This is a genomic window from Uliginosibacterium sp. 31-12, from assembly GCF_030548425.1.
GTDB lineage: Bacteria > Pseudomonadota > Gammaproteobacteria > Burkholderiales > Rhodocyclaceae > Uliginosibacterium > Uliginosibacterium aquaticum.
The window spans coordinates 203878-228095 of the sequence record NZ_JAUOOA010000005.1; the positions used below are offsets into that span (position 1 = coordinate 203878).

At 63.9% G+C, this 24218-nt stretch carries 11 protein-coding genes; 7 read left to right on the forward strand and 4 right to left on the reverse strand.

All coding sequences use genetic code 11. The annotated features are described in order from the left end of the window. On the forward strand, positions 1–10119 hold the full coding sequence (locus Q3Y64_RS11590) for a cadherin domain-containing protein (protein WP_303561979.1): 10119 nt from the start codon (positions 1–3) through the stop codon (positions 10117–10119). Next, positions 10116–11648: a sensor domain-containing diguanylate cyclase gene (locus tag Q3Y64_RS11595; protein WP_303561981.1), complete on the forward strand. Its 1533-nt coding sequence runs from the start codon at positions 10116–10118 to the stop codon at positions 11646–11648. Before Q3Y64_RS11590 ends, Q3Y64_RS11595 begins: the two co-directional genes overlap by 4 nt. 79 nt (positions 11649–11727) lie before the next feature. On the opposite strand, the gene Q3Y64_RS11600 is transcribed toward Q3Y64_RS11595, so the two are convergent. After that, complete coding sequence (locus tag Q3Y64_RS11600) at positions 11728–12450, reverse strand: ComF family protein (protein ID WP_368506651.1); 723 nt, start codon at positions 12448–12450, stop codon at positions 11728–11730. Between the two features lie 52 nt (positions 12451–12502). Between Q3Y64_RS11600 and bioB the strand changes: the two genes are divergently transcribed. The 3 genes from bioB (at position 12503) to Q3Y64_RS11615 (ending at position 15973) form a co-directional block, all read left to right on the forward strand. Beyond that, on the forward strand, positions 12503–13495 hold the full coding sequence (bioB, locus tag Q3Y64_RS11605) for a biotin synthase BioB (RefSeq protein ID WP_101941126.1): 993 nt from the start codon (positions 12503–12505) through the stop codon (positions 13493–13495). Between the two features lie 213 nt (positions 13496–13708). Then, positions 13709–15037 (forward strand): citrate transporter, encoded by a 1329-nt coding sequence (locus Q3Y64_RS11610; RefSeq protein ID WP_303561986.1) that lies wholly within the window; start codon positions 13709–13711, stop codon positions 15035–15037. Positions 15038–15100: 63 nt separating this feature from the next. Then, positions 15101–15973 carry a methyltransferase domain-containing protein gene (locus Q3Y64_RS11615; protein ID WP_303561988.1) on the forward strand — a complete coding sequence of 291 codons (873 nt, stop codon included), beginning with the start codon at positions 15101–15103 and terminating at the stop codon, positions 15971–15973. A gap of 78 nt (positions 15974–16051) precedes the next feature. On the opposite strand, the gene Q3Y64_RS11620 is transcribed toward Q3Y64_RS11615, so the two are convergent. Then, positions 16052–18856, reverse strand: a complete 2805-nt coding sequence (locus Q3Y64_RS11620; protein WP_303561989.1) for a CHASE domain-containing protein — start codon at positions 18854–18856, stop codon at positions 16052–16054. A 119-nt stretch (positions 18857–18975) separates the two neighbouring features. Between Q3Y64_RS11620 and Q3Y64_RS11625 the strand changes: the two genes are divergently transcribed. Continuing rightward, positions 18976–19638 (forward strand): pyrimidine 5'-nucleotidase, encoded by a 663-nt coding sequence (locus Q3Y64_RS11625; protein WP_101941129.1) that lies wholly within the window; start codon positions 18976–18978, stop codon positions 19636–19638. 98 nt (positions 19639–19736) lie between these two features. On the opposite strand, the gene Q3Y64_RS11630 is transcribed toward Q3Y64_RS11625, so the two are convergent. Continuing rightward, a complete protein-coding gene (locus Q3Y64_RS11630; protein ID WP_303561992.1) occupies positions 19737–20531 on the reverse strand; it encodes a secretin N-terminal domain-containing protein in 795 nt (264 codons plus the stop codon). A 123-nt stretch (positions 20532–20654) separates the two neighbouring features. Here Q3Y64_RS11630 and ycaO point away from each other — a divergent pair, with 123 nt between their 5' ends. Then, positions 20655–22376: a 30S ribosomal protein S12 methylthiotransferase accessory factor YcaO gene (gene ycaO / locus Q3Y64_RS11635; RefSeq protein WP_303561994.1), complete on the forward strand. Its 1722-nt coding sequence runs from the start codon at positions 20655–20657 to the stop codon at positions 22374–22376. Positions 22377–22436: 60 nt separating this feature from the next. On the opposite strand, the gene Q3Y64_RS11640 is transcribed toward ycaO, so the two are convergent. Next, positions 22437–24113, reverse strand: a complete 1677-nt coding sequence (locus tag Q3Y64_RS11640) for an ABC-F family ATP-binding cassette domain-containing protein (protein WP_101941132.1) — start codon at positions 24111–24113, stop codon at positions 22437–22439. Positions 24114–24218 lie beyond the last annotated feature (105 nt).

A 24218-nucleotide genomic window follows, 5' to 3' on the forward strand; every position in this document is an offset into this window, starting at 1 on the left:
ATGTGGCTGCCCCCGCTCCTGCGCCAGTTGCTGGGCCGCACGCCGGCCCGGCCGGCGCGCGCGCGTCCGCAGCGGGCGGTGTTCGAAGAGGTCGAGGCGCGCCTGCTGTATTCGGCAGACTTCGCCCCCGGCATCAGCGAGCTGGCACCTGTCGCGGAAATCCGCCTCGCCGAGCCTGACGAGGATGCAAGCGCCGCCACCCAAAGTAGCCAGAGCAGCCACGCCCTGATCTTCGTTGACGCTTCGATCGAAGACGTCGCCAACCTGCAGGCCGATATCCTGCGTGCGCAGCCGGATGCCGAGATCATCTTCCTGGCGGCCGACCGTGATGGCATCACCCAGATCAGCGAAGCCCTGCAGGGGCGCACAGGCATCTCGGCCATTCACCTGCTGGTGCACGGCGGTGATGGCAGCCTGCAACTGGGCAACACCCTGCTCGATGCCAGCAGCCTCGCCCGCTACAGCGAGGCACTGGCCGGCTGGCAGGGGGCACTGAGTGCCGAGGCCGATCTGCTGATCTACGGCTGCAACTTCACCGCCGGCGAGGCCGGCCTGCAAATGGCCGATGCATTGGCACGCCTCACCGGCGCCGATGTAGCCAGCAGCGATGACCTTACCGGCAGCAGCGCGGCCGGGGGTGACTGGGTGCTGGAGCAGCATACCGGCAGGATCGAAACCGCCAGCGTGCTCGGCACCGGCGCAGAGCTGGCCTGGAGCGGCACGCTGAACATCTTCACCGGCACCACCAGCACCGCCACCACCGACACCGTCGGCGCCACCAGCCTGACTTTCTCGCACACCGTGGATGCGGGTTCGAACAGCCTGCTGATCGTCGAATACAGCACTCGCGGCACGACCTCGCCGGCTTCGATCACCTGGAACGGGATGGCCCTCACCCGCCTCGACACGGTATCCAATGGCGATGTGGTCACCACCGAGATCTGGTATCTCAAGAATCCGGGCGCCGGCACCGCCAATATCGTGGTCACCATGCCAGGCCCAGCCAAGGAGTTCTCGGTCGGCGCCACCACCTTCCTCAACGTCGACCAGAGCAGCACATTTGGCACGGTAGCCAAGGCCACCGGCATCGGTAGCACTGCGAGCGTGAACGTCAGCTCGGCCAGTGGTGATCTGGTGATCGACAGTCTGGCCACCCGCCAGCAGACCGGCAGCCCCACGCTGGGCGCCGGCCAGAGCCAGCTGTGGACCAACTCGCCCGGTATCGGCAGCGCGGAGCCGAGTGGCGCCGGCAGTACCGAGGCCGGTGCGGCCTCGGTGACCATGAGCTGGGCCCTCACCGATTCCTGGGAGTGGGCCAGCCTCGGGGTGTCACTGAATGCGGCACCGAACACCACGCCTACACTCAGTGCACCCGCCAGCTATGTCGCCACCGAGCAGATCAGCCTCGACCTGCAGGGCACCGGAATGACCGTGGCCGATGTGGATGGTGATGTGCTCACGGTCACGATCTCCACCCCGAGCAATAACTCGCAGTTCACTGCAGCCGTTGGCAGCACCGGCGTCAGCGTCGTCTCCGGCAACGGCAGCAAGAGCCTGGTCGTCTCCGGCACCGCCAGCCAGCTCAACAACTTCTTTGCCGGCAACGGCTCGGCCACCCTGAGCTTCCGTCAGGCCGGCGACACTCCCACCGCTTCGCTCACCATGACGCTCAGCGTCAGCGATGGTATAGCCAGCAGCAATACCAGCTCGACGATCACGATCACCGCGGTCAACGACCCGCCAGTACTGGGTACACCGACTTCGATCAGCGTGACCGAAGACCTGGCCACGGCCCTGACCGGTATCACGGTGGCGGACAACGATGCCGCCAGCAATCCGCTGATCCTCACTTTCACGGTCGGCAGCGGCAGCCTCTCCGCCACCTCAGGCAGCGGCGTCACGGTGGCGGGCAGCGCTACAGCCCTGACACTGACCGGCACGGTCAGCAGCCTGAACAGCTTCATCGCAACAGGCAGCCTCAGCTACACCACGGCCACCAATAGCACCAGTTCGATCACACTGGGGGTCAGCGTCAGCGACCAGGGCTACTCGGGCAGCGGCGGCACCCAGACGGCCTCTGCCAACATCACCCTCACCGTCAGCGCGGTGAATGACGCGCCGGTCATCACCAGCAACTCGGGTGGCAGCACCGCCAGCCTCAGCGTGGCGGAGAACACCTCGGCCGTCACCACCCTCAGTGCCACCGATGTGGATTCGGCCAGCCTCAGCTATGCCATCACGGGCGGCGCAGATGCAGCGCGCTTCACGATCAACAGCAGCACCGGCGCGCTGGTGTTCGCCAGTGCCCCCAATTACGAAGCCCCGAACGATTCGGACGCCAACAACAGCTATGTCGTGATCGTGCAGGTCTCGGATGGCAGCGGCGGCACCGACACCCAGACCCTCACCGTCACCGTCACCAATACCAACGAAGCACCGGTCATCACCAGCAATGGCGCTGGCGCTACGGCGACGATCAACGTCACCGAAAACGCCACGGCCGTCACCACTGCCACCGCTAGCGACGAGGATGCCGGCGCGACCCGGACCTGGTCCATCACCGGCGGGGCCGATGCCGGCAAGTTCACGATCAACAGCAGTACTGGGGCACTGACTTTCTCTGTGGCGCCGAACTACGAAGCGCCCACAGACGCCGATGCCAACAACAGCTACATCGTCAGCGTGCAGGTATCGGACGGCTCCCTGACCGATAGCCAGAGCATCACCGTCACCGTCACCAACGCCAATGAAGCGCCGGTCATCGGCAGCAACGGCGGCGGCGCCACGGCGGCCGTCAGCGTCAGCGAAAACACCAGCGCCGTCACCACCGCCACGGCCAGCGATGCAGATACCGGCGCCACCCAGACCTGGTCGATCTCGGGGGGTGCCGACGCCGCAAAATTCACGATCAACAGCAGCACCGGGGTGCTGACTTTCATCGCCGCCCCCGACTACGAAACCCCCACCGACAGCGGCGCCAACAACGTCTATGACGTGGTCGTTCAGGTCTCTGACGGCAGCCTCACCGACACCCAGGCCATTGCTGTCACTGTCACCAACAGCAATGAAGCGCCCGTCATCAGCAGCAATGGTGGCAGCGCAACGGCCAGCACCAGCGTGGCGGAAAACAGCAGCGCTGCCACCACCGTCAGCGCGACCGACAGCGATGCCGCCAGCACGCTCATTTACTCGATTTCCGGTGGTGCCGATGCCGCAAAATTCACGATCAACAGCAGCACCGGGCTACTGACTTTCATCGCCGCTCCCGACTACGAAAACCCTAGCGATAGCGGCGCCAACAACGTCTATGACGTGATCGTGCAGGTCTCTGACGGTAGCCTGACCGACACCCAGGCCATCGCCATCACGATCACTGCCGTGAATGACGGCACCCCCACCCTCACCAGTCATGGCGGTGGCACCAGCGCTTCGATCAGCGTCGCCGAAAATACCAGCGCCGTCACCACGCTCACCGCCACTGACTCCGACCTGCCGGCCCAGACGCTCACCTACAGCATCACCGGCGGCGCGGATGCGGCCTTCTTCACGATCAACAGCAGCACCGGCGAACTCAGCTTCAGCACTGCCCGCAACTACGAATCCGCAGCGGATGCCAACGGCAATAATGTGTATCTGGTCGTCGTGCAGGTGTCGGATGGCACAAACACCGATTCGCAGAGCTTGTCGGTCAGCATTACCGATGTCGATGAATTTGACGTCGGCGCGATCAGCGACAGCAACGCGTCGGCCAACAGCGTGCCGGAAGGAGTGAACGGCGCCACCGTGGGCATCACCGCACACGCCACCGACGCCGATGGCAGCAGCAACACGGTCACCTACTCGCTCTCAAGCAATCCGGGCAATCTGTTCGCCATCGATGCCAGCAGCGGCGTGGTGACTGTTGCCGCGGGTGCGAACCTCAATTACGAGGTGGCCACCAGCCACAGCATCACCGTGCAGGCCACCTCGGCCGATGGCTCCAGCAGCAGTCAGAGCTTCACCATCAGCGTCAGTGACGTCGATGAATTTGATGTCAGCAGCGTCAGCGATGGCAATGGCGGCGCCAACACGGTCGCTGAAAATGCCGCCAACGGCACCGCCGTCGGCATCACGGCCAGCGCCACGGATGCGGACGGCAGCAACAGCAGCATCAGCTACAGCCTCAGTGACTCGGCCGGCGGACGCTTCGCGATCAACAGCAGCAGCGGTTTAGTCAGCGTCGCCGATGGCAGCCAACTCAACTATGAGGCCACCACCAGTCACAGCATCATCGTGCGGGCCACCTCGGCCGATGGCTCTTACTCCGAGCAAGGTTTCACGATCAGCCTCAGCGATGCGGACGAATTCGATGTCGGCTCCCTGACCGACAGCGATCCGGCCAGCAACGAAATCAGCGAATTCACCAGCAACGGCGCCACGGTCGGCGTCACCGCCCAGGCCAGTGATGCCGACGCTACCAACAACAGCATCAGCTATAGCCTGATCGACTCAGCCGGCAGTCGCTTCGCCATCGATGCCACTACCGGTGTCGTCACGGTTGCCGATGCCTCCCGACTGGACTTCGAAACCGATGGCAGTCACACCATCATCGTGCGCGCCAGCTCAGCCGATGGATCCCACACCGACCAGAGCTTCGTCATCACCCTGCTGAACGCCCAGGAAGGCGGCGTGGGGGCCATCAGCGACGGCGACGCGGGCGTAGAGAATGTCATCGAAAACGCCGGTAGTGGCACGCTGGTGGGCATCACGGCCCAGGCCAGCGACCCTGACGGCGATCCGATTACCTACAGCCTGTCCAGTGATGCAGCGGGGCGCTTCAGCATCGACACCTCAAGCGGCGTAGTCAGTGTTTCTGCCTTCGGAGGCACGCCGGGCGATCTCGATCGAGAGCAGGCGGCCAGCTACACGATCACCGTCAAGGCCAGCAGCAGCGACGGCTCCTTCACCGAGCGCAACTTCACGATCACGCTGGGCGACGTGGATGAATCCGATGTTGGTGCCATCAGCGACAGCAATGCCAGTGCCGACAGCATCACCGAGAATGCCGCCAACGGCAGCCGGGTCGGCATCACGGCCCTGGCCTCCGATGCCGATGCCACCACAAACAGCATCAGCTACTCGCTCTCAAGCAACCCCGGCAACATCTTCAGCATCGATGCGGACACAGGCGTCATCAGCGTCGCAGATGGCAGCCAGCTCGATTACGAGACAGCCACCAGCCACGCCATCACGGTGCTGGCCACCTCAGCCGATGGCTCCACCCGCAGCCAGGTGTTCACCATCGCCGTGGTGAATCTCAACGACAACACCCCGGTCATCACCAGCAATGGCGCTGGCGCAGTGGCCGCCATCAACCTGGCCGAGAACAGCAGCGCGGTGACCACCGTCACCGCCAGTGATGGGGATGCCGGCAGCACGCTCAGCTACAGCATCACCGGCGGCGCAGATGCAGCACTGTTCAGTATCGACAGCAGCAGCGGCGCCCTGACTTTCCTCGCTGCCCCCGACCGCGAGCTGGCTGGCGACGCCAATGGCGATCATGTCTATCTGGTCGATATCCAGGTCAGCGATGGCGACCGCACCGACAGCCAGAACCTGGCGATCCTCATTACCGACGTGGATGAATACGACGTCGGCACCATCACGGACAGCAACGCCGGCAACAACACGATTTCGGAAGTCGTCGCCAATGGCTCGAGCGTTGGCATCACGGCCCTGGCCAGCGACGCGGATGCCACCAGCAACACCATCACCTACAGCCTGAGCAACTCCGCCGGTGGCATTTTCAGCATCGATAGTGGTGGCGTGGTAAGAGTCGCGGACCAGAACCAGATCAATTACGAGAGCAACACTTCGCACGCTATCGTCGTGCGTGCCACTTCAGCAGACGGCTCTTTCTCCGAGCAGGGCTTCACGATCAACATCAGCGATATCAACGAGTTCGATATCAGCGCGCTCACGGACGGCAATGGCGCCGCCAACGTGGTGGCCGAGAACGCTGCCAATGGCAGCCTGGTGGGCATCACCGCCCAGGCCAGCGATGCCGACGGCAGCAACAACAGCATCAGCTACGCCCTCACGGATAACGCTGACGGGCGCTTTGCGATTGACGCCAGCACCGGCGTGGTCAGTGTGCTGGACGGCAGCCGCCTCGATTACGAAAGCGCCACCAGTTATGCCATCACCGTACGCGCGAACTCCAGCGATGGCTCGAGCAGCAGCACGAGTTTCACGATCACGCTGACGGACGCCGACGAGTTCGATGTCAGCGCACCGGTCGACTTCAACCTGGCCAGCAATCTGGTAACGGAAAATGCGGCCAACGGCAGCCTGGTCGGCATCACCGCCCGCGCCCTCGATCAGGACGCCAGCAACAACAGCATCAGCTACTCGCTCAGCGATGATGCCGGGGGCCTCTTCACGATTGATGCCAGCACGGGTGTCGTGACCGTCGCCAACGGAGCGGGGCTCGATTTCGAAATCACCAGCAGCCACAACATCACGGTCCAGGCCAGTTCTGCGGATGGCTCAATCAGCAGCGCCAGCTTCACCATCCACCTGGCCGATGCCAACGAATTCAGCATCAGCGCGGTAACGGACAGCAACGGAGCGCTGAACCAGATCACGGAAGACGCCACCAACGGCACAGTCGTCGGCATCACGGCCAACGCCTCGGACGCGGATGCCAGCAGCAACACCATCAATTACAGCCTCAGCGATGATGCCGGCGGACGCTTCGCCATTGATGCCACGACAGGGCTTGTCAGCGTGGCCGATAGCGCGCTGCTCGATTACGAATCAGCCACCAGCCACACCATCACCGTGCTCGCCACTTCGGCCGATGGCTCCACCAGCAGTCAGAGTTTCACGATTGCGCTCACGGATATCGATGAATTCAACGTCGGAGCCATCTCCGACAGCAATGCCGCGGCCAACAGCATCACCGAGCATGCCGCCACCGGCAGCGCCATCGGCATCACGGCGCATGCCAGCGACGCAGACGGCAGCAACAACAGCATCAGCTACGCGCTGACCAGCGACGCCGGTGGCCTCTTCAGCATCGACGCCAGCACCGGCGTGGTGAGCGTGGCCAACTCGGCCGGGCTGGACTTCGAGCTCGCCAGCAGCCACAGCATCACCGTACTCGCCACCAGCAGCGACGGCTCCACCAGCAGCCAGAGCTTCATCATCACGCTCACCGACAGCAACGACAACGCGCCCACCATCACCAGTGAAGGCGGCGGCGCCACGGCGGCACTCGCCACAGCGGAGAACAACACAGCAGTCACCACGATCGTCGCCACTGACTCCGATGCAAGCAGCAGCATCAGCTACAGCATCATCGGTGGCACGGATGCGGCCCGCTTCTCGATCGACGCCAGCACCGGCGTGCTGCGCTTTATCGCTGCACCAGATGCCGAAACCCCGATCGATGCAGACCACAACAATGTCTATGAAGTGATCGTGCAGGCCTCGGACGGACTCAACACCGACAGCCAGAGCCTGTCAGTCAGCGTCGCTGACGTCGATGAATTTAATGTTGGCAGCATCACGGATACCGATCCAGCCTCCAACAGCATCAGCGAAAATGCCGCAGCCAACAGCACAGTCGGAATCAGCACCTTCGCCAGCGATGCGGACGCCAGCACCAACAGCATCAGCTATGCACTGCTCGATGACGCCGGCGGACGCTTCTCGATCACCAGTGACGGGGGGCTGATCCGGGTTGCCAATCCCGCCCTGATCGACTTTGAAAGTGCCAGCAGCCACACCATCGTGGTACGTGCCACCAGTGCGGACGGCTCCAGCGTCACCCGGAGCTTCGTGATCGCGATCCAGGATGTCGACGAGTTCGACGTCGGCCCGCTCAACGACAGCGATGCCAACCCCAACAGCATCAGCGAAGCCGCCAGCAACGGCAGCGTGGTCGGCGTCACCGCGCATGCCAGCGATGCCGATGGCAGCAACAATGCCATCACCTATTCGCTGACCAGCGACGCCGGCGGGCTCTTCACCATCGATGCCAGCACCGGCGTGGTGACCCTCGCCAACGCCAGCCTGCTCGATTACGAGAGCGCCAGCAGCCACTTCGTCAGCGTGCTCGTCAGCAGCGCGGATGGCTCCAGCAGCACCCGCGCCTTCGTGATCTCGGTGGCCGATGCCGACGAGTTCGATGTCAGCCCGCTCACGGACACGGACGCCAGCGCCAACAGCCTCACCGAGAATGCGGCCAACGGCACAGCCGTCGGCATCACCGCCTCGGCTTCGGATGCCGACGGCAGCAACAACGCCATCACCTACACCTTGAGCAATGATGCCGGCGGGCGCTTTGCCATCGATGCCACGAGCGGCGTCGTGACGGTAGCCAACAGCAGCCTGATCGACTTCGAGTCCGCCAGCAGCCACAGCATCACCGTGCTCGCCACCTCGGCCGACGGGTCAAGCAGCAGCCAGAGTTACACGATCAACCTCGCGGACAGTGACGAGTTCGACCTCGGCGCGGTCACGGATAGCAACGCCGCCGCCAATCTGGTGAGCGAAAACGCGGCCAGCGGCAGCCCGGTCGGGCTCAGTGCCTCCGCCACGGACGCTGATGCCAGCCACAACAGCGTCAGCTACAGCCTCAGCGATGACGCCGGCGGGCGCTTTGCCATCGATGCTGTGAGCGGCGTCATCAGCGTCGCCAACGGCGCGCTGCTCGACTTCGAGGCCGCCAGCCGTCATACCATCACCGTACTCGCAACGTCAGCCGATGGCTCCAGCAGCAGCCAGAGTTTCACGATCCAGCTTGCAGACGTAGATGAATTCGACATCGGTCCGCTCAGCGACAGCAATGCCACCGCCAACAGCGTGAACGAAAATGCCGGCGCCGGCACCTCCGTGGGGATCACCGCCAACGCGGTGGACGCCGACGCCAGCGACAGCATCCGCTACAGCCTCAGCGACGACGCCGGCGGACGCTTTGCCATCGATGCCACGAGCGGCGTCGTTAGCGTCGCCAACCCTGCCCTGCTCGACTTTGAGTCCGCCAGCAGCTTCAGCATTACCGTCATCGCGCGCAGCAGCGATGGCTCGGCCAGCAGTCAGGCCTTCACCATCAGCCTGGTGAATATCAATGAAGCCCCCGGCATCACGGCGCCGGCATCCGCCAGCGGACTCGCCGGCAGCAGCCTGCCGCTGGCGGGGGTCAGCCTCAACGATCCGGAAGGCAACATCAGCGAAGTCTCACTGAGCGTTGATCAGGGCAGCCTCAGTGTCAGCCTCAGCGGCAGCGCCCGCATCGCGGCAGGCGCCAACGGCAGCGCCCAACTCACGCTCAGCGGCAGCCAGAGCGATCTCAACACCACCCTGGCCAGCCTGCGCTATCAAGCCAGCAGCAGCTTCGCAGGTGAGGCCAGCCTGAGCCTCAGCACCACCGACGCGGGCGGCCTCAGCAGCAACACCAGCCTGCTATTGCAACTGGTGAGCATCGTCACCGACCCAGCAGCGCAAGCGCCGGTCACTGATTCGGAGCCGCCCCAGATCATCACGCCCGAGCCGGTTGTGCCAGATGAAGCGGCGCCCCCTCCGGAACCGATCCCGCTACCGAGCGGCGGCGCTGCACTGAGCGATGGCGGCAGTGCCGTCATTGAAATCACGCCAGACGATGAGCAGGCCTATCAACTCCTGAACCCTCTTGCCGCCAACAACATTGAAGAACCCGCCAACTTCGCCCTGCTTGGGGGAGAGGATGTGCTGGCTTTACTGCGCCGTATCATCCAAAACGAACCCAGCGGACACGGTGCAGTCGTTAGCGAAACACTGTTCGTGGCCACGCCCTCACCTACGGACAAGCTTGATCAATTGCTGCGTCTGTCACCCAGCCAGGCCGGCCAGGCTGCCGCCGCAGCGCTGACTGCCGGCGTGGTGTGGTGGGCCGGCCGTGCCACGGGCCTGATCACGGCCCTGATGGCCTCGGTGCCGGCCTGGCGCACGGTCGATCCCTTACCCATCCTCGGGCGCAACAGAAAGCGTGCCGTGGAAGAGGAAGAAGCCGAAACCACCACCCTGGGACTCGAACCCGAGCCGCTGCAGCCAAGGCGCGGAGAGCCCCTCCTGATGATGGACATCACAGATTGAAACTCACCCTTGGCCCTACCGCGCGGATCAGTCTCGGCCTGCTCTCGCTGGCCGTCACCCTGCTGCTGGCGCTCGATCTGCTGCTCGGCGTGTTTCCCGACCCGGCCCGCCAGGCTGCCCAGGCACGGCGCCAGTTCGCTGAGACCATCGCGATCCAGGTTGCCTCGCTGCTGATGCACGATGAGCGCGAACGGATCGGCCAGATCCTGCCCGAACTCCTGCGCCGCGATCCGGCCCTGCAGAGCATCGGCGTACGCACAGCGGACAGCCGTCTGCTCGTCGCCACGCCCCAGCACGAACTGCTATGGGTGCAGGGCGATGCGCAGGAAACCGGACGCAGCCGCTTTGCCGTACCGATCGGCTCCGCCAGCCGGGGCGAAGATTCACGCTGGGGTCAGGTCGAAGTGGCTTTTACGCCCCTCGACAAAGGCCTCTTCGCCTTCTTTACCCCGGCCATCAAGCTGATCCTCCTGTTCTCGCTGGCAGGCAGCGTGATCTATTACTTCTACCTGCGCCGCACCCTGATTCACCTCGATCCCTCTGCGGCCGTGCCCGAGCGCGTGCAGATGGCCTTTGATGCCATGAGCGAAGCCGTGGTGGTGCTGGACGCCAAACAACGCATCGTGATGGCCAACAGCAGCTTCGAAAAACTCCTGCCAGACGACACCACGCTCGTTAGCGGCCGCAGCCTGGAGAGTTTTCCCTGGCTGCGCATGGGCCTTGAGCACATTGATGCCATCCCGCCCTGGGAAGACTGTTTCCGCAGCAAGGCACGCTCCGAAACCGCCATCTTTGAGGCCACCGACGGTAACGGCAAGGTGCATCGCCTGGTCGTGAATGCCTCGCCGGTGCTCGACGCCAAGAACGCGGTGCGCGGCTGCATGGTCTCCTTCAACGACGTGACCGAGCTTGACGAAGCCAACCGCCAGCTCGTGGCACTGATGGCCGACCTCTCGGAATCCAAGGAGCAGCTCGAAGTGCAGAACCGCGAGCTGTACCGCCTCGCCAACGTCGACCCGATGACCGGCGCACGCAACCGCCGCTCCTTCTTCCCGGAATTCGAGCGCCTGTTCGCCGAAGCCCGCGAACGCGATCTGCCGCTGGCCTTCATCATGGCGGACATCGACAAGTTCAAGTCGGTCAATGACAACTACGGTCACGCCATCGGCGACAAGGTGATCCAGAAATTCGCCAGCATCCTGCTCGCCTCGGCGCGCGACACGGACATCGTCTGCCGCTACGGCGGTGAGGAGTTCTGTGTCGCGCTGCCCGGGGCCGACGCCGAGCAAGCCTGGCAGGTTGCCGAGCGCATCCGCGAGCGGGTCAAGGCCGAGGTCGGCTCATCCCTGCCACTGGACCCGCAGCCGGTAATCACCTCAAGTTTCGGCGTGGCGTCCATCATTTCGGGTGCCGAAAGCGCCGAACAGCTCGCCGACTTTGCCGACCAAGCGCTCTACCACTCCAAGCACAACGGCCGTAACCGCTGCACGACCTATAGGGTAGGCATGGCGCAGGACAAGAAGGGCTGAGGAGACATCACGTCCACGCTGCACGGCTTGGACGCTCCCGCTACAAGCCCGCAGGCAAAAGCGGCTGAGTGGGCCTTGCTCAGTCCGGCCGCTCCCTGAGCGTTCTGGCCAGCACCAGATTCGTCACCCGGGCCGCGCCGGCCTGCTTGAGGCTGCGAGCCACTTCGTCCAGCGTAGCGCCACTGGTCATTACGTCATCCACCACCAGCACATGCAGCCCGCTCAGATCCGCCACGCAGCGGAAGGCACCGCGCACGCAGCGGCGCCGCTCACGTTGCCGCAAGCCAGCCAGCTGGCGCGTATCCACATCCCGCAACAGTGCCTGTGCCCGCACTGGCAGCCCCAGTTCGCGGCCAAGCCCGCGCGCCAGTTCCATGGCCTGATTGAAGCCACGCTCGGCCAGGCGCCGGCGATGCAAGGGCATCGGCAGCAGGCAATCCGCCGCCACGCCACGGCTTGCACCGGCCAGCGCCTGCACCATCCAGCCCGTGAGGCCAAAGCCTTGGCCATGCTTGAGCGCCAGCACCATTTCACGCAGCGGATGGCTGTAGATGAAGGGCGCATGGGTGGCATCAAAATGCGGCGGACGGCGCTGGCAGCGCCCGCACAACACGCCCGCGACAGGCATCGGCAAGGCGCAGCAGGGGCAACCCGGCGCCGGCAAAACGCGCACCTGCGCCGCACAGGCCGGGCACAGCGGCTGCCGCCCCGCCTGTTCCCCGCATACAAAGCAGGTCTGCGGCCACAAGCCGCGCAAGACACTCGATCCGTACCTTGCCGCATGGATGATGCGGTTTGACAAGCCTGCGGCTTCTCCCGGATCATCGCCGGCTGTTTTCACGAAGGTCAGCCCCATGAATTCCTGTTCCCCCGCCGAGCACAAGATCTCCTTCCATCGTTCCGCCGAAGTCCGCGAAGGAGAATGGAGCACGGATGCGGTGGCCGAACTGTTCGAGCTGCCCTTTGCCGACCTGATCTTCCGCGCCCAGGAAGTGCATCGTAAGCACTTCGATGCCAACGCCGTGCAGCGCTCGACCCTTCTGTCCATCAAGACCGGCGGCTGCTCGGAAGACTGCAGCTACTGCTCGCAATCGAAGCGCTACAAAACAGGGCTGGAGTCCGAGCCGCTGATGAGTCTCGACGAAGTGCTGAAGATGGCTCAAGCCGCCAAAGACAAGGGCGCCAGCCGCTTCTGCATGGGCGCCGCCTGGCGCAGCCCGAAGGAAAAGGATCTGGAGCCGGTGCTGGAGATGGTCAGCGAGGTGAAGAAGCTGGGCCTCGAAACCTGCGTGACCCTGGGCATGCTCAAGGATGGCCAGGCCGAACGCCTGAAAGCAGCGGGGCTGGATTACTACAACCACAATCTGGACACGGCTCGCGAGTTCTACTCCGAGATTGTCACCACCCACACCATTGATGACCGGCTGGACACCATCGACAAGGTGCGCAGCCAGGGCATCAAGGTCTGTGCCGGCGGCATCGTCGGCCTCGGTGAAAACCGTCGTGCCCGCGCGGTGCTGATCGCCCAGCTCGCCAATCTGAATCCGGCGCCAGAATCGGTGCCGATCAATGGCCTGGTGCCGATCGCCGGCACGCCGCTGGCCGAAGTACCGGCGCTGGACCCAATCGAATTTGTGCGCACCATCGCGGTCGCCCGCATCACCATGCCGACGAGCTATGTGCGCCTCTCGGCCGGCCGCCAGCAGATGAGCGACGAGACGCAGGCGCTCTGCTATCTCGCCGGCGCCAACTCGATCTTCTCGGGGGACCGCCTGCTCACGACGGACAATCCGGACGCCGATCGCGACGCAGGTTTATTTGCCAGACTTGGCATTCAGGCTGTCTGACAAGCACAAGCAAAGCCTGACGTACACTGCGGATAACCTCAGCTTGGGGAATGCTTCACGCAGCCCCTAGAATGTCGCGATCACGACAATAACGACAATGAAACGCTTCCGGCCACGCGCTGGAAGCCCGCCATTGCACGCCATCAGCGAGAAAACTGCAGCAGGCCCCGTTTTTGCTGTACTCCGCCTACCTTCCAGTCACCCGTGTCCATCATGCTCAAGTCAAAGCTGTCACGCCTTCTCTCGCTACTGGCCCTGTTGCTGGCCTCGCCTGCTGCTTTCGCGGCTGGCGGCCCGGCCATTGCCGGCATCCCACTGGAGTTCTTCATTTTCGCCGCCACCCTGCTCGGCGTGGCCCTCTTCCACCACTACACATTGCAAGTCGCGCTCAGCGGGCTGGCGACCGTCACCGTTTACAAGCTGGTCTTCACCGGCTTCAAATTCGGCGCCGGCTTTGCTGGGCTGGGCCTGCATCTGGCCCATGAGTGGGTCACCCTGGCCAATCTGCTGTGCCTCTTGATGGGCTTCGCCCTCCTCGCCCGCCACTTCGAGAAGAGCCATGTGCCGGTGGTGCTGCCCAAGTACCTCCCGGACGACTGGAAGGGCGGCTTCATGATGCTGGTGATGGTCTTCGTGCTCTCCAGCTTCCTCGACAACATCGCGGCCGCATTGATCGGCGGTGCGATGGCTCACCAACTATTCAAGGGCAAAGTGCACATCGGCTACCTCGCCGCCATCGTGGCTGCCTCGAATGCCGGTGGCTCGGGCAGCGTGGTCGGCGATACCACCACCACCATGATGTGGATCGACGGCATCTCGCCAGCCAACGTGCTGCATGCTTACGTGGCCGCCGGTATCGCCCTGCTGATCATTGGTTACTTCGGTGCCAAACAGCAGCATGCCTACTCGCCGATCCTCAAGAATGCTCACGCCCATACCAAGATCGATTGGGCTCGCGTTGGCATCGTTGCCACCATCCTTTTGCTGGCAATGGGCACCAACATCATCGTGAACCTTCACTATGCCGACATCTCGGACAGCTTCCCCTTCATCGGCGTCGCCGTGTGGGTGGCCATCCTGATCACCATTCCGGTCCGCCGCCACGACTGGGAGTTGATGCCGGAAACCTTCAAGGGCTCGGTCTTCCTGCTCTCACTGGTGGTGATTGCCTCGATGATGCCGGTCGAAGCTCTGCCGCCGGCCTCGTGGATGAGTGCTCTGGGGCTGGGTTTCGTCTCCTCGGTGTTCGACAACATCCCGCTGACCGCACTGGCGATCCGCCAAGGTGGCTTCGACTGGGGCGTATTGGCCTACTGCGTGGGCTTCGGCGGTTCCATGCTGTGGTTCGGCTCCTCCGCGGGCGTAGCGCTCTCCAACATGTACCCGGAAGCGCGCTCGGCCGGCAAGTGGCTGCGCCATGGCTGGCATGTAGTGCTGGCCTATGTGATTGGTTTTGCCGTGATGATGGCTGTGGTTGGCTGGCATCCGCATGCGCCGCACAAGGAAGTTGCACCGGCTAGCACAACAGCCGCCGAGCACTGAGTCGGCTCGCGTATTAAACTCAAGGCGGGCAGCGCAGGCTGCCCGCCTTTTTCATTTCCCGCCATGCCCACATCCACTGATTTCGCCCTCGATCAAGCCCTGTTGCGCCACCGCTTCGCCGCCTCGGCGCCGCAGGCTGCACAAGGCGATTTTCTCGCCCGCGAAGTCAGCAGCCGCATGGCCGAGCGCCTCGATTACATCCGCCTCACGCCAAGCCGCATCCTCGATCTGGGCTGCGGCCATGGTGCGGATCTGCCCATGCTGGCCCAGCGCTATCCCGAGGCCTCCTGCATCGGGCTGGACTTCGCCCTACCCCGGCTCGACCTGGCCCGCCCGCAACGCGGCCTGTTGCAGCGCCTCTTCGGCAAAAGCACCGGCCCGCAACTCGTCTGCGCCGATGCCCAGCACCTTCCGCTGGCGCGTGCCAGCACTCAACTGGTGTGGAGCAATCTGCTGCTGAACTGGTTGAGCGATCCGCTGCCAGCCATCAAGGAATGTCATCGGGTGCTGGAAGTGGGCGGCCTGCTGATGTTTGCCACACTGGGGCCGGACACCCTGAAAGAACTACGTGCAGCCCTGCCGGACCATGCCGGCGAGCGGGTGCATCGCTTCATCGACATGCACGACCTGGGAGATTGCCTGGTGCAGGCGGGCTTTGCCGACCCGGTGATGGACATGCAACGCCTCACGCTCACCTACCCGGATGCCGACGCTATCTTCCGCGACCTGCGCGCGGCGAGCGCCACCAATGCCGCCACCAACCGCCCGCGTGGCCTCGCCGGCAAGGCGGGCTGGCAAGCCGCCCGTGCCGCGCTGGAGCAAGCTCGGCAGGACGGTCGCCTGCCCCTCACCCTGGAGCTGGTTTTCGGCCATGCCTGGAAAGCAGCCCCCAAGCAGATCGAAGATGGCCGCACAGTGATCCAGTTCCATCGCTGAGAACGACACACTTCGGGGGAATGGCTGGGCAGGAAAGCAGCCAAGTGCCGTTCCGGAACAGGCGGCAGAAACGACGAGTCAGTCCTGATGACGCGTTCCTTCTTCCTCCTCGCAGCCCTCACCCACACACACCGCATTGCGCCCACCATCCTTGGCCGCGTAGAGCGCCCGGTCCGCGCGCAGCAGCACCGACTCCATTTCCTCCTGTGAGCCGCGGAACACCGCCACGCCAATGCTCGACGAGCACACATGCTCACCCGGCTGGGTGCCGTGCAGGTGGTAAGGAGTTGCCAGCGCCTGACGCAGCTTCTCGGCTACGGCGATGACCACGCACAGCGCCTCTTCGCGGGTCTCGCCCACGTCTTCGAGCAACACGACGAACTCGTCCCCGCCAAAGCGCGCCACCGTGTCGCCCTCACGCACATTGGTAGAGATGCGATCAGCCACCAGTTCCAGCAGGCGATCCCCTTCGGCATGGCCCAGGGAGTCATTCACTTCCTTGAAGCGATCCAGATCGATATAGAGCACGGCGCCGAAGCGCTTGCTGCGTCCGCTCTTGGCAAAGGCATGGCCGAGGCGATCCGCGAACAGCCGCCGGTTGGCCAGCCCGGTGAGCGGATCATAGAAGGCCAGGTTGCGGATCTCGCTCTGGTGCTGCACCTGGCGCGTAATATCAAAGGAGCTGCCAACGTAATGCGTGGTGCGCCCCTCCTCGTCACGCACGGCGGTGATGGTGAGCCACACCGGATAGACGCGACCATCCTTGTGGCGATTCCAGATCTCGCCCTGCCAGAAGCCGGAATTGTTGATGCAGCGCCACATCTCAGCATAGAACTCGACATCGTGACGACCGGAGTGAAGCAAGCGCGGAGTCTTGCCCAACACCTCCTCGGAACTGAAACCGGTGAGGTCGCAGAAAGCCTGGTTCACTTTGATGATGACGCCGGCCGCATTGGTCACCAGCATGCTCTCGTGCGATTCAAACGCCACCGCAGCCACGCGCTGAGCCTGCTCATGGCGCTTGCGCTCACTAATATTGCGCGTCACGCAGCGCAGTAGCAGGGCTCCGCCCTCCGGGTCCACCATGCAACAACTGCTCAGCTCCACCGGTACCGCCCCACCCTGCGCGCACAGGTGCTCCAGTTCATCCAGCCAGGCATGCCCAGCCTCCACCTCGCCGCGGCGATAGCACTCCACGCGCTCCCGCCAACGTGCCTGCAGCCATTCCGTGCGACGCGCCCCGAACAGCATGGCTAGCCCGCCAAGCAGCGCATCTTCCGCGCAGAAGCCGCACAGCGCCCGCAGCGATGGGCTGCAATAAGTAATTCGCATATCGACCGGATCCACGCACCACACCACATCCTGCATGCTCTCGGTGAGCGTGCGGTAGCGCTGCTCGGATTGCGTCAGGTGCAGTTCGGCGTTGCGCCGCGCGGTGATGTCCACGATCACCCCGACCAGGCCGATAGTGCCGCCCTGCCGATCGAGCAGGCGTCGCGCCGAAAGCATGCCCCAGAAACTTGTGCCGTCGGCACGGCAGTAGCGCCGTTCGATATTGAGCTCGCGCATCTCACTGCTCACCAGTTCCGCAATCCGCTGGCGCACCCGCTCACGGTCTTCTGGCGGCACCAGATTTTCGTAGGGCATGCCCGGCATGCCTTCGCGTACCCGGCCAAACATCTCTGCCATGCGCTGGTTCACCCGCCGCACCACACCGAAGGTATCCACCTGCAGCATGCCCACGCCCGAGGTATCGAACACGCTCTGCAGCTCGGCTTGGCTCTGGCTCAGCTGTTGCTGAACCTCGGCACTTTCCTGCAAGGCCTCGACGGTACGCACGTGACTGGTGAGGATCAGCCCCACCAGGCTGGCCAGCAGTGCACTGGCCAGCGTGCCGAGGAGCAGCATGCCGCGTCCGTGCAAGCCCTTGCCGCCTTCTTCGAAGCCAGGCAGCGAGTGCGCCCGCAAACTCCAGCTTCGCCCCGCCACCTGCAGCGTGAGCGTGCTGACATAGTGCTGGCTGCTCGCCCCGGCCCAGCGCTCCGAGCGGTACAAGAGCTGCTCCGGATCCGCCGTGGCACTGTCGTAGAGTTCGAAGGCCAGTTGTGTCTGCAGCTCCGGCAACTCGCGCGCCAAGAGGCGCCCTACCAGATCCTTCATGCGCAGCGGCGCAAAGGCCCAGCCCTGCAGACTCTCGCGCCGCTGCGCCACATCCAGCCCACCTTCGCCTTCACGGTAAACCGGCACATAGAGCAGCACGCCGGCCTGCACATCCTCATCGGTTTCCTGCTCCAGATGGACGCGCCCGGAGAGCGCGACTTGTCCGCTATCACGGGCACGCGCCATGGCCTCCCGACGCACCGGATTAGTAAACATGTCAAAACCAAAAGCACGCTGATTGCGCCAGTCAAAAGGCTCCAGAAACAGGATGCTGGTGTAGAAGCTGCGCGCAGCTGCCGGGCGTACGCCGTAATGCGGAAACCCCTCGGCACGCACCCGAGCCTCGTGCCGGACCAGCTGCTCCGGTGCAAGCAATTGCGCAAAACCAACCCCCTGGATGCCGGGATAGCGATCCCCCAGACGCAATACCGCCACGTAGTGCCGGAAGCCGGTGCGATCCACCTCGCGGCTGGCTGCAAAATAGCCCGCCACGCCCCGCAGCACCTGAGTTGAAGCAGCAAAGTGCGCATCCAGCTGGCGCACGAATTTGCTCAGCAGGAAATCAAACGCAGCCTGGCGCTGAGCCGCCTGCTGCTGCTGCTGGGCCTGCCATAGCCCGACACTGGCCAGCACCCCGCAGCCAAAAATAACCACCGGCACCAGGGCCCGCAAGCGCAGCAGCGCGGGCATGGCGGGTACGGGCAGATGCAGCAAGGTTCTCATGGCAGCCTGCATGGAAGACGGATGAATCCAGCTTCCAGCCTAGGCAGACGCTATGCATACAACCGCACACAAACCCGACAGGGCAATACAATCAGGGCTCACTTTCGCAAGGCTCGCGCATGACTCCCGTCTGGTTGTTCGATCTCGACAACACCCTGCACAACGCCGGCGTGCACATCTTTCCGCACATCAACCGGGCCATGACGGTCTACCTTGCCCGTCGCCTCGACCTCAGCCACGAAGAGGCCAGTGCCCTGCGCATGCATTACTGGAGCCGCTTCGGCGCCACCCTGCGCGGCATGGTGCGCAACCACGCCGAGCGCCCGGCCGATTTCCTCGCTGCCACCCATCAGTTTCCGGATCTGGGCGCCCTGCTGGTCTTCGACCGCGCCCTGCTAGCCAGCCTGCGCGCCTTGCCGGGGCGCAAGTACATCTTCTCGAACGCGCCACGCAGCTATGTCGACGAGGTGCTGCGCCTGACTGGCCTGGATCATGTGATGGATGGCAGCTTCGCCGTGGAAGACCTGGGCTACCAGCCCAAACCGCAGATCCGCGCCTATCGCGCCGTGCTGCGCCGGCTCAAGGTGCCGGCCTCGCGCTGCATCATGGTGGAAGACACGGCCATGAACCTGCGCCCGGCACATTGCCTGGGCATGCGCACGGTGTGGATCACGCCACATGCCGCGCCGCGCCCGCTATGGGTGGACCTGCAGCTACGCAACGCCCGCCAGCTGCGCCGCGGCTTGCGGCGCATCCAAACCAGCGCGGGTGGAAAATCGTAGCGAGCGATGCAAGATCGACATGAGGAGCGGAAACGTATGTGGATACGTTGAGCACCGGAGTGTCGAGCTTGCGTCGCGCAGTAGATTTGCCCCCGCGCTCAGTCCAGCGACTCGACCCGGATCCAGTACTCACTGCTCGTTTCGCTGCGCCCGCGCTCATAACTCATCAGCCCATGACCAGAGGTTTCGCTCTGCTGGCTGATGCCGCCGAGCGGAATCCACTGCCCGAGTTTGCCACTCACCGTGGTCGTCAGCCCGCTGCCGGACACTCGCCCGTTCCCCGCGATGCGCTGGCTCTGCGGTGCGATCGACACCGTCACATTGTCACCCGCCAGGCGCGGCCGCGCAGCGAAGCCACTGCCAGCACTCACGTACTGGGTGGTGCGCGTCACCGTCGTGCCGCCCGGCCCCTGCACCACCTGCGTGACCGGCTGCGGCACGGACTGGCCGAGCTGGATGAAGGCCTCGCCGTCTTCCACAGTCTGCACCTGAGAGACAATGTTCTCGCGCCGCTCCCGGCTACCCGCCTCTGCGCCGGCGCGCACGGCGCCGCCTACTTCACCGTTGCGGATTACCACCCGGCCATCGGCCCCCACATAAGTCTCCTCACGGCTCTGGCTGCCGCCCTGCCGCACTGAAATCAGCAAGCGCCGCACCGGCGTGTCGATGGCTTCCAGTGCTCGCCGCAATTGGGCCAGATTGGCAGGCGTGGTGCGCACAATGAGTTTGCCGCTCATGGCCGACAGGCTGCCACCTGGCTCCAGCAAGGGCTGCAGGGTTGGCAACACCTGCTCGGGCAGGCGATGGCGCAGCGCAATGATTTCCATCTGCTGCTGGGCCGCCAGCGGCAGGGCGAACGCACAACACAGCAGGGCAAGAATCAGACGCAGCATGGCAAAGCTCCGGATAAAGGGATTTCGATTGTAGGTGGCCAGCCCCTAGGACACAGAGCTTTTCCGGACGCCCGGGGTGTGGCCCTGTATGATGCGCTCCCCCTCTCCACCCGGCACCTCGCCATGAACGCTCCCGAACACTTCATCCCTGGCAAGGATGCCTCCCTCGAAACCACCATCGCCACCCTGCAGGCCAAGCTTGCCGCAGTGGGCTTCCGTGCCGAGGAACACAGCTGGCTCAACCCGGTGGAAGGCGTATGGTCGGTACACCTGCGCGATGCGGATTGCCCCCTGCTCTACACCAACGGCAAGGGGGCGACCCAGCTCGCCGCCCGCGCCAGCGCCCTCGGCGAGTTCTTCGAGCGCCTGTCCTGCAACTATTTCTGGTCGCACTACTACCTCGGTGAAGCCAACGCCAGCGGCCAGTTCGCCCATTACCCGCAAGAAAAGTGGTTCGCCACCCACGACGAATGGGAATGGCCCGAAGGAATCCTGACGCCGGAACTGCAGGCCTTCTACAACCCGGATGGCGAAATCGACTCCGAAGCCCTGGTGGATATGAACACCGGCAATCTGGAGCGCGGCATCTGCACGATCCCCTATCTGCGCCAGCGCGATGGTGAAACCGTGTTCATGCCGGTCAACATCATCTCCAACCTGTACGTGAGCAACGGCATGTCGGCCGGCAACACGCCGACCGAAGCCCGTGCTCAGGCCCTGTCCGAAATCCTTGAGCGCCATGTGAAATTCAAGGTCATCCGCGAAGGCCTGTGCCTGCCGGAAGTGCCGGCAGAAGTGATCGCCCGCTACCCGGCCATTGCCGCCGGCATCAAGGGCCTGCGCGAGGCCGGTTTCGGCATTCTGGTGCGTGACGCCTCGCTCGGCGGCGAATTCCCGGTCATCAACGTCACGCTGCTGAACCCGCACGATCAGGGCGTATTCGTGAGTTTCGGCGCCCATCCGCGCTTCGAAGTGGCGCTGGAGCGGGCGCTGACCGAGCTGCTGCAGGGCCGCGCGCTGGATGCGCTGGGCGGCTTCCCGGCCGCCAGCCACGACCTCGAAGACGTAGCCTCGACGCCCAATACCGAGATCCACTTCGTGGACTCCTCCGGCACGGTGCACTGGAACTTCCTCGCCAACACGCCGGACTTCGCATTCTGTGACTGGAACTTCGCCGGCAGCACGGCAGAAGATTTCGAGCGCCTCGCCGGCATCATCCACGCCGCCGGTCACGACATTCTGGTCGCGGACTTCACACATCTGGGCGTGTATACCTGCCGCATCATCGTGCCAGGCATGTCCGAGATCTACCCGCTGGACGAGCTGGACTTCGACAACAACAGCATCGGCAACGAACTGCGCCCGAGCATCCTGCACTGGCAGGACCTCACCGAGCCGCAATGCGCCGAGCTGCTCGAAGCGCTGAACGACATTGATCTGGACGAGCAGAAGCCAGTCGCCGCCCTCATCGGTCTGGCCGCCGATCCGGACAGTCTGTGGGCGGATCTCCGCGTAGGCGAGCTCAAGTGCCTGCTGGCGCTCGCCATCGGAGATGAAGAAGCCGTGGACGCGGGCCTGCTGTGGGTGAGCAACTTCTCCCAGATCAACCCGGCGCGTCGCCGCGTCTATAGCTGCATCGAGAACCTGTTGCGCCTGGACGACGACGAGCGCTACATGGAAGCTCTGCTGGGCCTCTACGGCAAGGAAACCCTGGAGCTGGCCATGGTGACGCTCAGCGGCGAGCTGCGCTTCTTCGGCACGCCCTCGGCGGGGATGAATCTGGAGGGCTGCGTGATGCACGGCAAGCTGCTGGAGGCTTACGCCAAGGTGCAGAAGCTGAAGTAAGCAGCGTTCAAGACATAAAAAAAGCGCCGGAAGGCGCTTTTTTTATGGGCGACAACAGCGTTACTTACCCTTCTTGAGCGCAGCCGCCGCCTCTTCACGCACCCGGCGCGCTTCATCGAGCAGGAACTGCTGGTAGTCCTCCAGATCGCCGTCGAAGGGTTCGACACGGCCCTTGGAGACCAGCCAGAACTCGTCGCACACGGATCTCAATAACGCCCGGTCGTGGCTCACCAGCATCACCGTGCCCTCAAACTCATTAAGTGCCACACCGAGTGCATCGCGCGTGGTGAGATCCAGGTGATTGGTCGGCTCATCGAGCAAGAGCAGGTTCGGGCGCTGCCACACGATCATGCACAGCACCAGGCGCGCTTTCTCGCCGCCGCTCATGGTGCCGACCGGCTGGTGCACCATCTCGCCGCCGAAATTGAAGGTACCGAGATAGGTTCGCAAGGCCTGTTCGCCCGTCCCCTGCCCGCCCCTTAGGTTGGCAGGCAGGCTCTGAGCCAGGCGCACCATGTGCAACAAGGGCGAAGCTTCGGGATCCAGCACGTCCAGCTCCTGCTGGGCGAAGTAGCCGATGTTCAGACCCTTGCCCTCGCTGATCTCGCCATGCGTGGGGATGAGTGCATGGGCCACAGTCTTCACCAGGGTGGATTTGCCCTGGCCGTTGGCCCCCAGGATGCCGATGCGCTGGCCGGCCAGCACCGAGCGGTTGATGTTGCGCACGATGGTGGTGGGCGGCGTGCCAGCAGGTGCGTCGTCCGCCGGCGGGTAGCCGAAGCTGGCGTCCAGCATCGACAGCATCGGGTTCGGCACATTGTTCGGTTCCTTGAATTCAAAGGTGAATTCCGCATCCGCCAGCACCGGGGCGACCTTTTCCATCCGCTCCAGCGCCTTGACACGGCTCTGCGCCTGCTTGGCCTTGCTGGCCTTGGCCTTGAAGCGGTCGATGAACTTTTGCAGGTGAGCAATCTTGTCCGCCTGCTTGGCCAGCGCCGCTTGCTGCAGCAGCATCTGTTCGGCACGCATTTCCTCAAAGCGGCTGTAGTTGCCGCCGTAGCGCACGAGCTTCGCGTTGTCGACGTGCACCGTCACCTGGGTCACTGCATCGAGGAACTCGCGGTCGTGACTGATCACCACCATAGTGCCGGCATAGCGCTTGAGCCAGGCTTCGAGCCACACCAAGGCGTCCAGATCCAGGTGATTGGTCGGTTCATCCAGCAGGAGCAGATCCGAGGGACACATCAGGGCACGCGCCAGTTGCAGACGCATGCGCCACCCCCCGGAGAAGCTGTTCACCGGCTGATCGAGCTGGGCGGTAGAGAAACCGAGGCCAAGAATCAGGGCCTGGGCACGCGAAGCCGCATCATGCTCGCCAGCATCATTGAGCGCCATGTAGGCGTGAGCCATGGCCATGCCATCGTCACTGGCTTCGGCCGCAGCGACTTCCGCGCGTGCAGCAAGCAGCACGCTGTCGCCCTCGATCACGAAGTCGGTCGCGCTCTGCTCGGTCTCCGGCATGTCCTGCGCCACCTGGGCCATCTGCCACTGGGTGGGAATCGAGAACTCGCCGCTGTCTTCATGCAGCGTGCCATTGAGCAGACCGAAGAAGGAGGACTTGCCGGCGCCATTGCGGCCAACCAGACCGATCTTTTCACCGGGCGCGAAATTGACTGAGGCGCGGTCGAGCACGACCTTGACGCCACGACGCAGCGTCACGTTTTTTACGAAAATCATGGAAAAGGCACTTCGAGGGGGGCCGGCATGATACCCCGCCACCGACGCCCAAGGCATCAAAAGCTACAGCCTCGAGATGAGTGCGCACGGAATCACCGTAATTTC

Bases quoted from the DNA above. Each gene is read 5' to 3' on its own strand.
- bioB (WP_101941126.1), top strand. From the start codon at position 12,503: ATGAATTCCTGTTCCCCCGCCGAGCACAAGATCTCCTTCCATCGTTCC.
- Q3Y64_RS11630 (WP_303561992.1), bottom strand. From the start codon at position 20,531: ATGCTGCGTCTGATTCTTGCCCTGCTGTGTTGTGCGTTCGCCCTGCCG.
- ycaO (WP_303561994.1), top strand. From the start codon at position 20,655: ATGAACGCTCCCGAACACTTCATCCCTGGCAAGGATGCCTCCCTCGAA.
- Q3Y64_RS11620 (WP_303561989.1), bottom strand. From the start codon at position 18,856: ATGAGAACCTTGCTGCATCTGCCCGTACCCGCCATGCCCGCGCTGCTG.
- Q3Y64_RS11640 (WP_101941132.1), bottom strand. From the start codon at position 24,113: ATGATTTTCGTAAAAAACGTGACGCTGCGTCGTGGCGTCAAGGTCGTG.
- Q3Y64_RS11615 (WP_303561988.1), top strand. From the start codon at position 15,101: ATGCCCACATCCACTGATTTCGCCCTCGATCAAGCCCTGTTGCGCCAC.
- Q3Y64_RS11625 (WP_101941129.1), top strand. From the start codon at position 18,976: ATGACTCCCGTCTGGTTGTTCGATCTCGACAACACCCTGCACAACGCC.
- Q3Y64_RS11590 (WP_303561979.1), top strand. From the start codon at position 1: ATGTGGCTGCCCCCGCTCCTGCGCCAGTTGCTGGGCCGCACGCCGGCC.
- Q3Y64_RS11610 (WP_303561986.1), top strand. From the start codon at position 13,709: ATGCTCAAGTCAAAGCTGTCACGCCTTCTCTCGCTACTGGCCCTGTTG.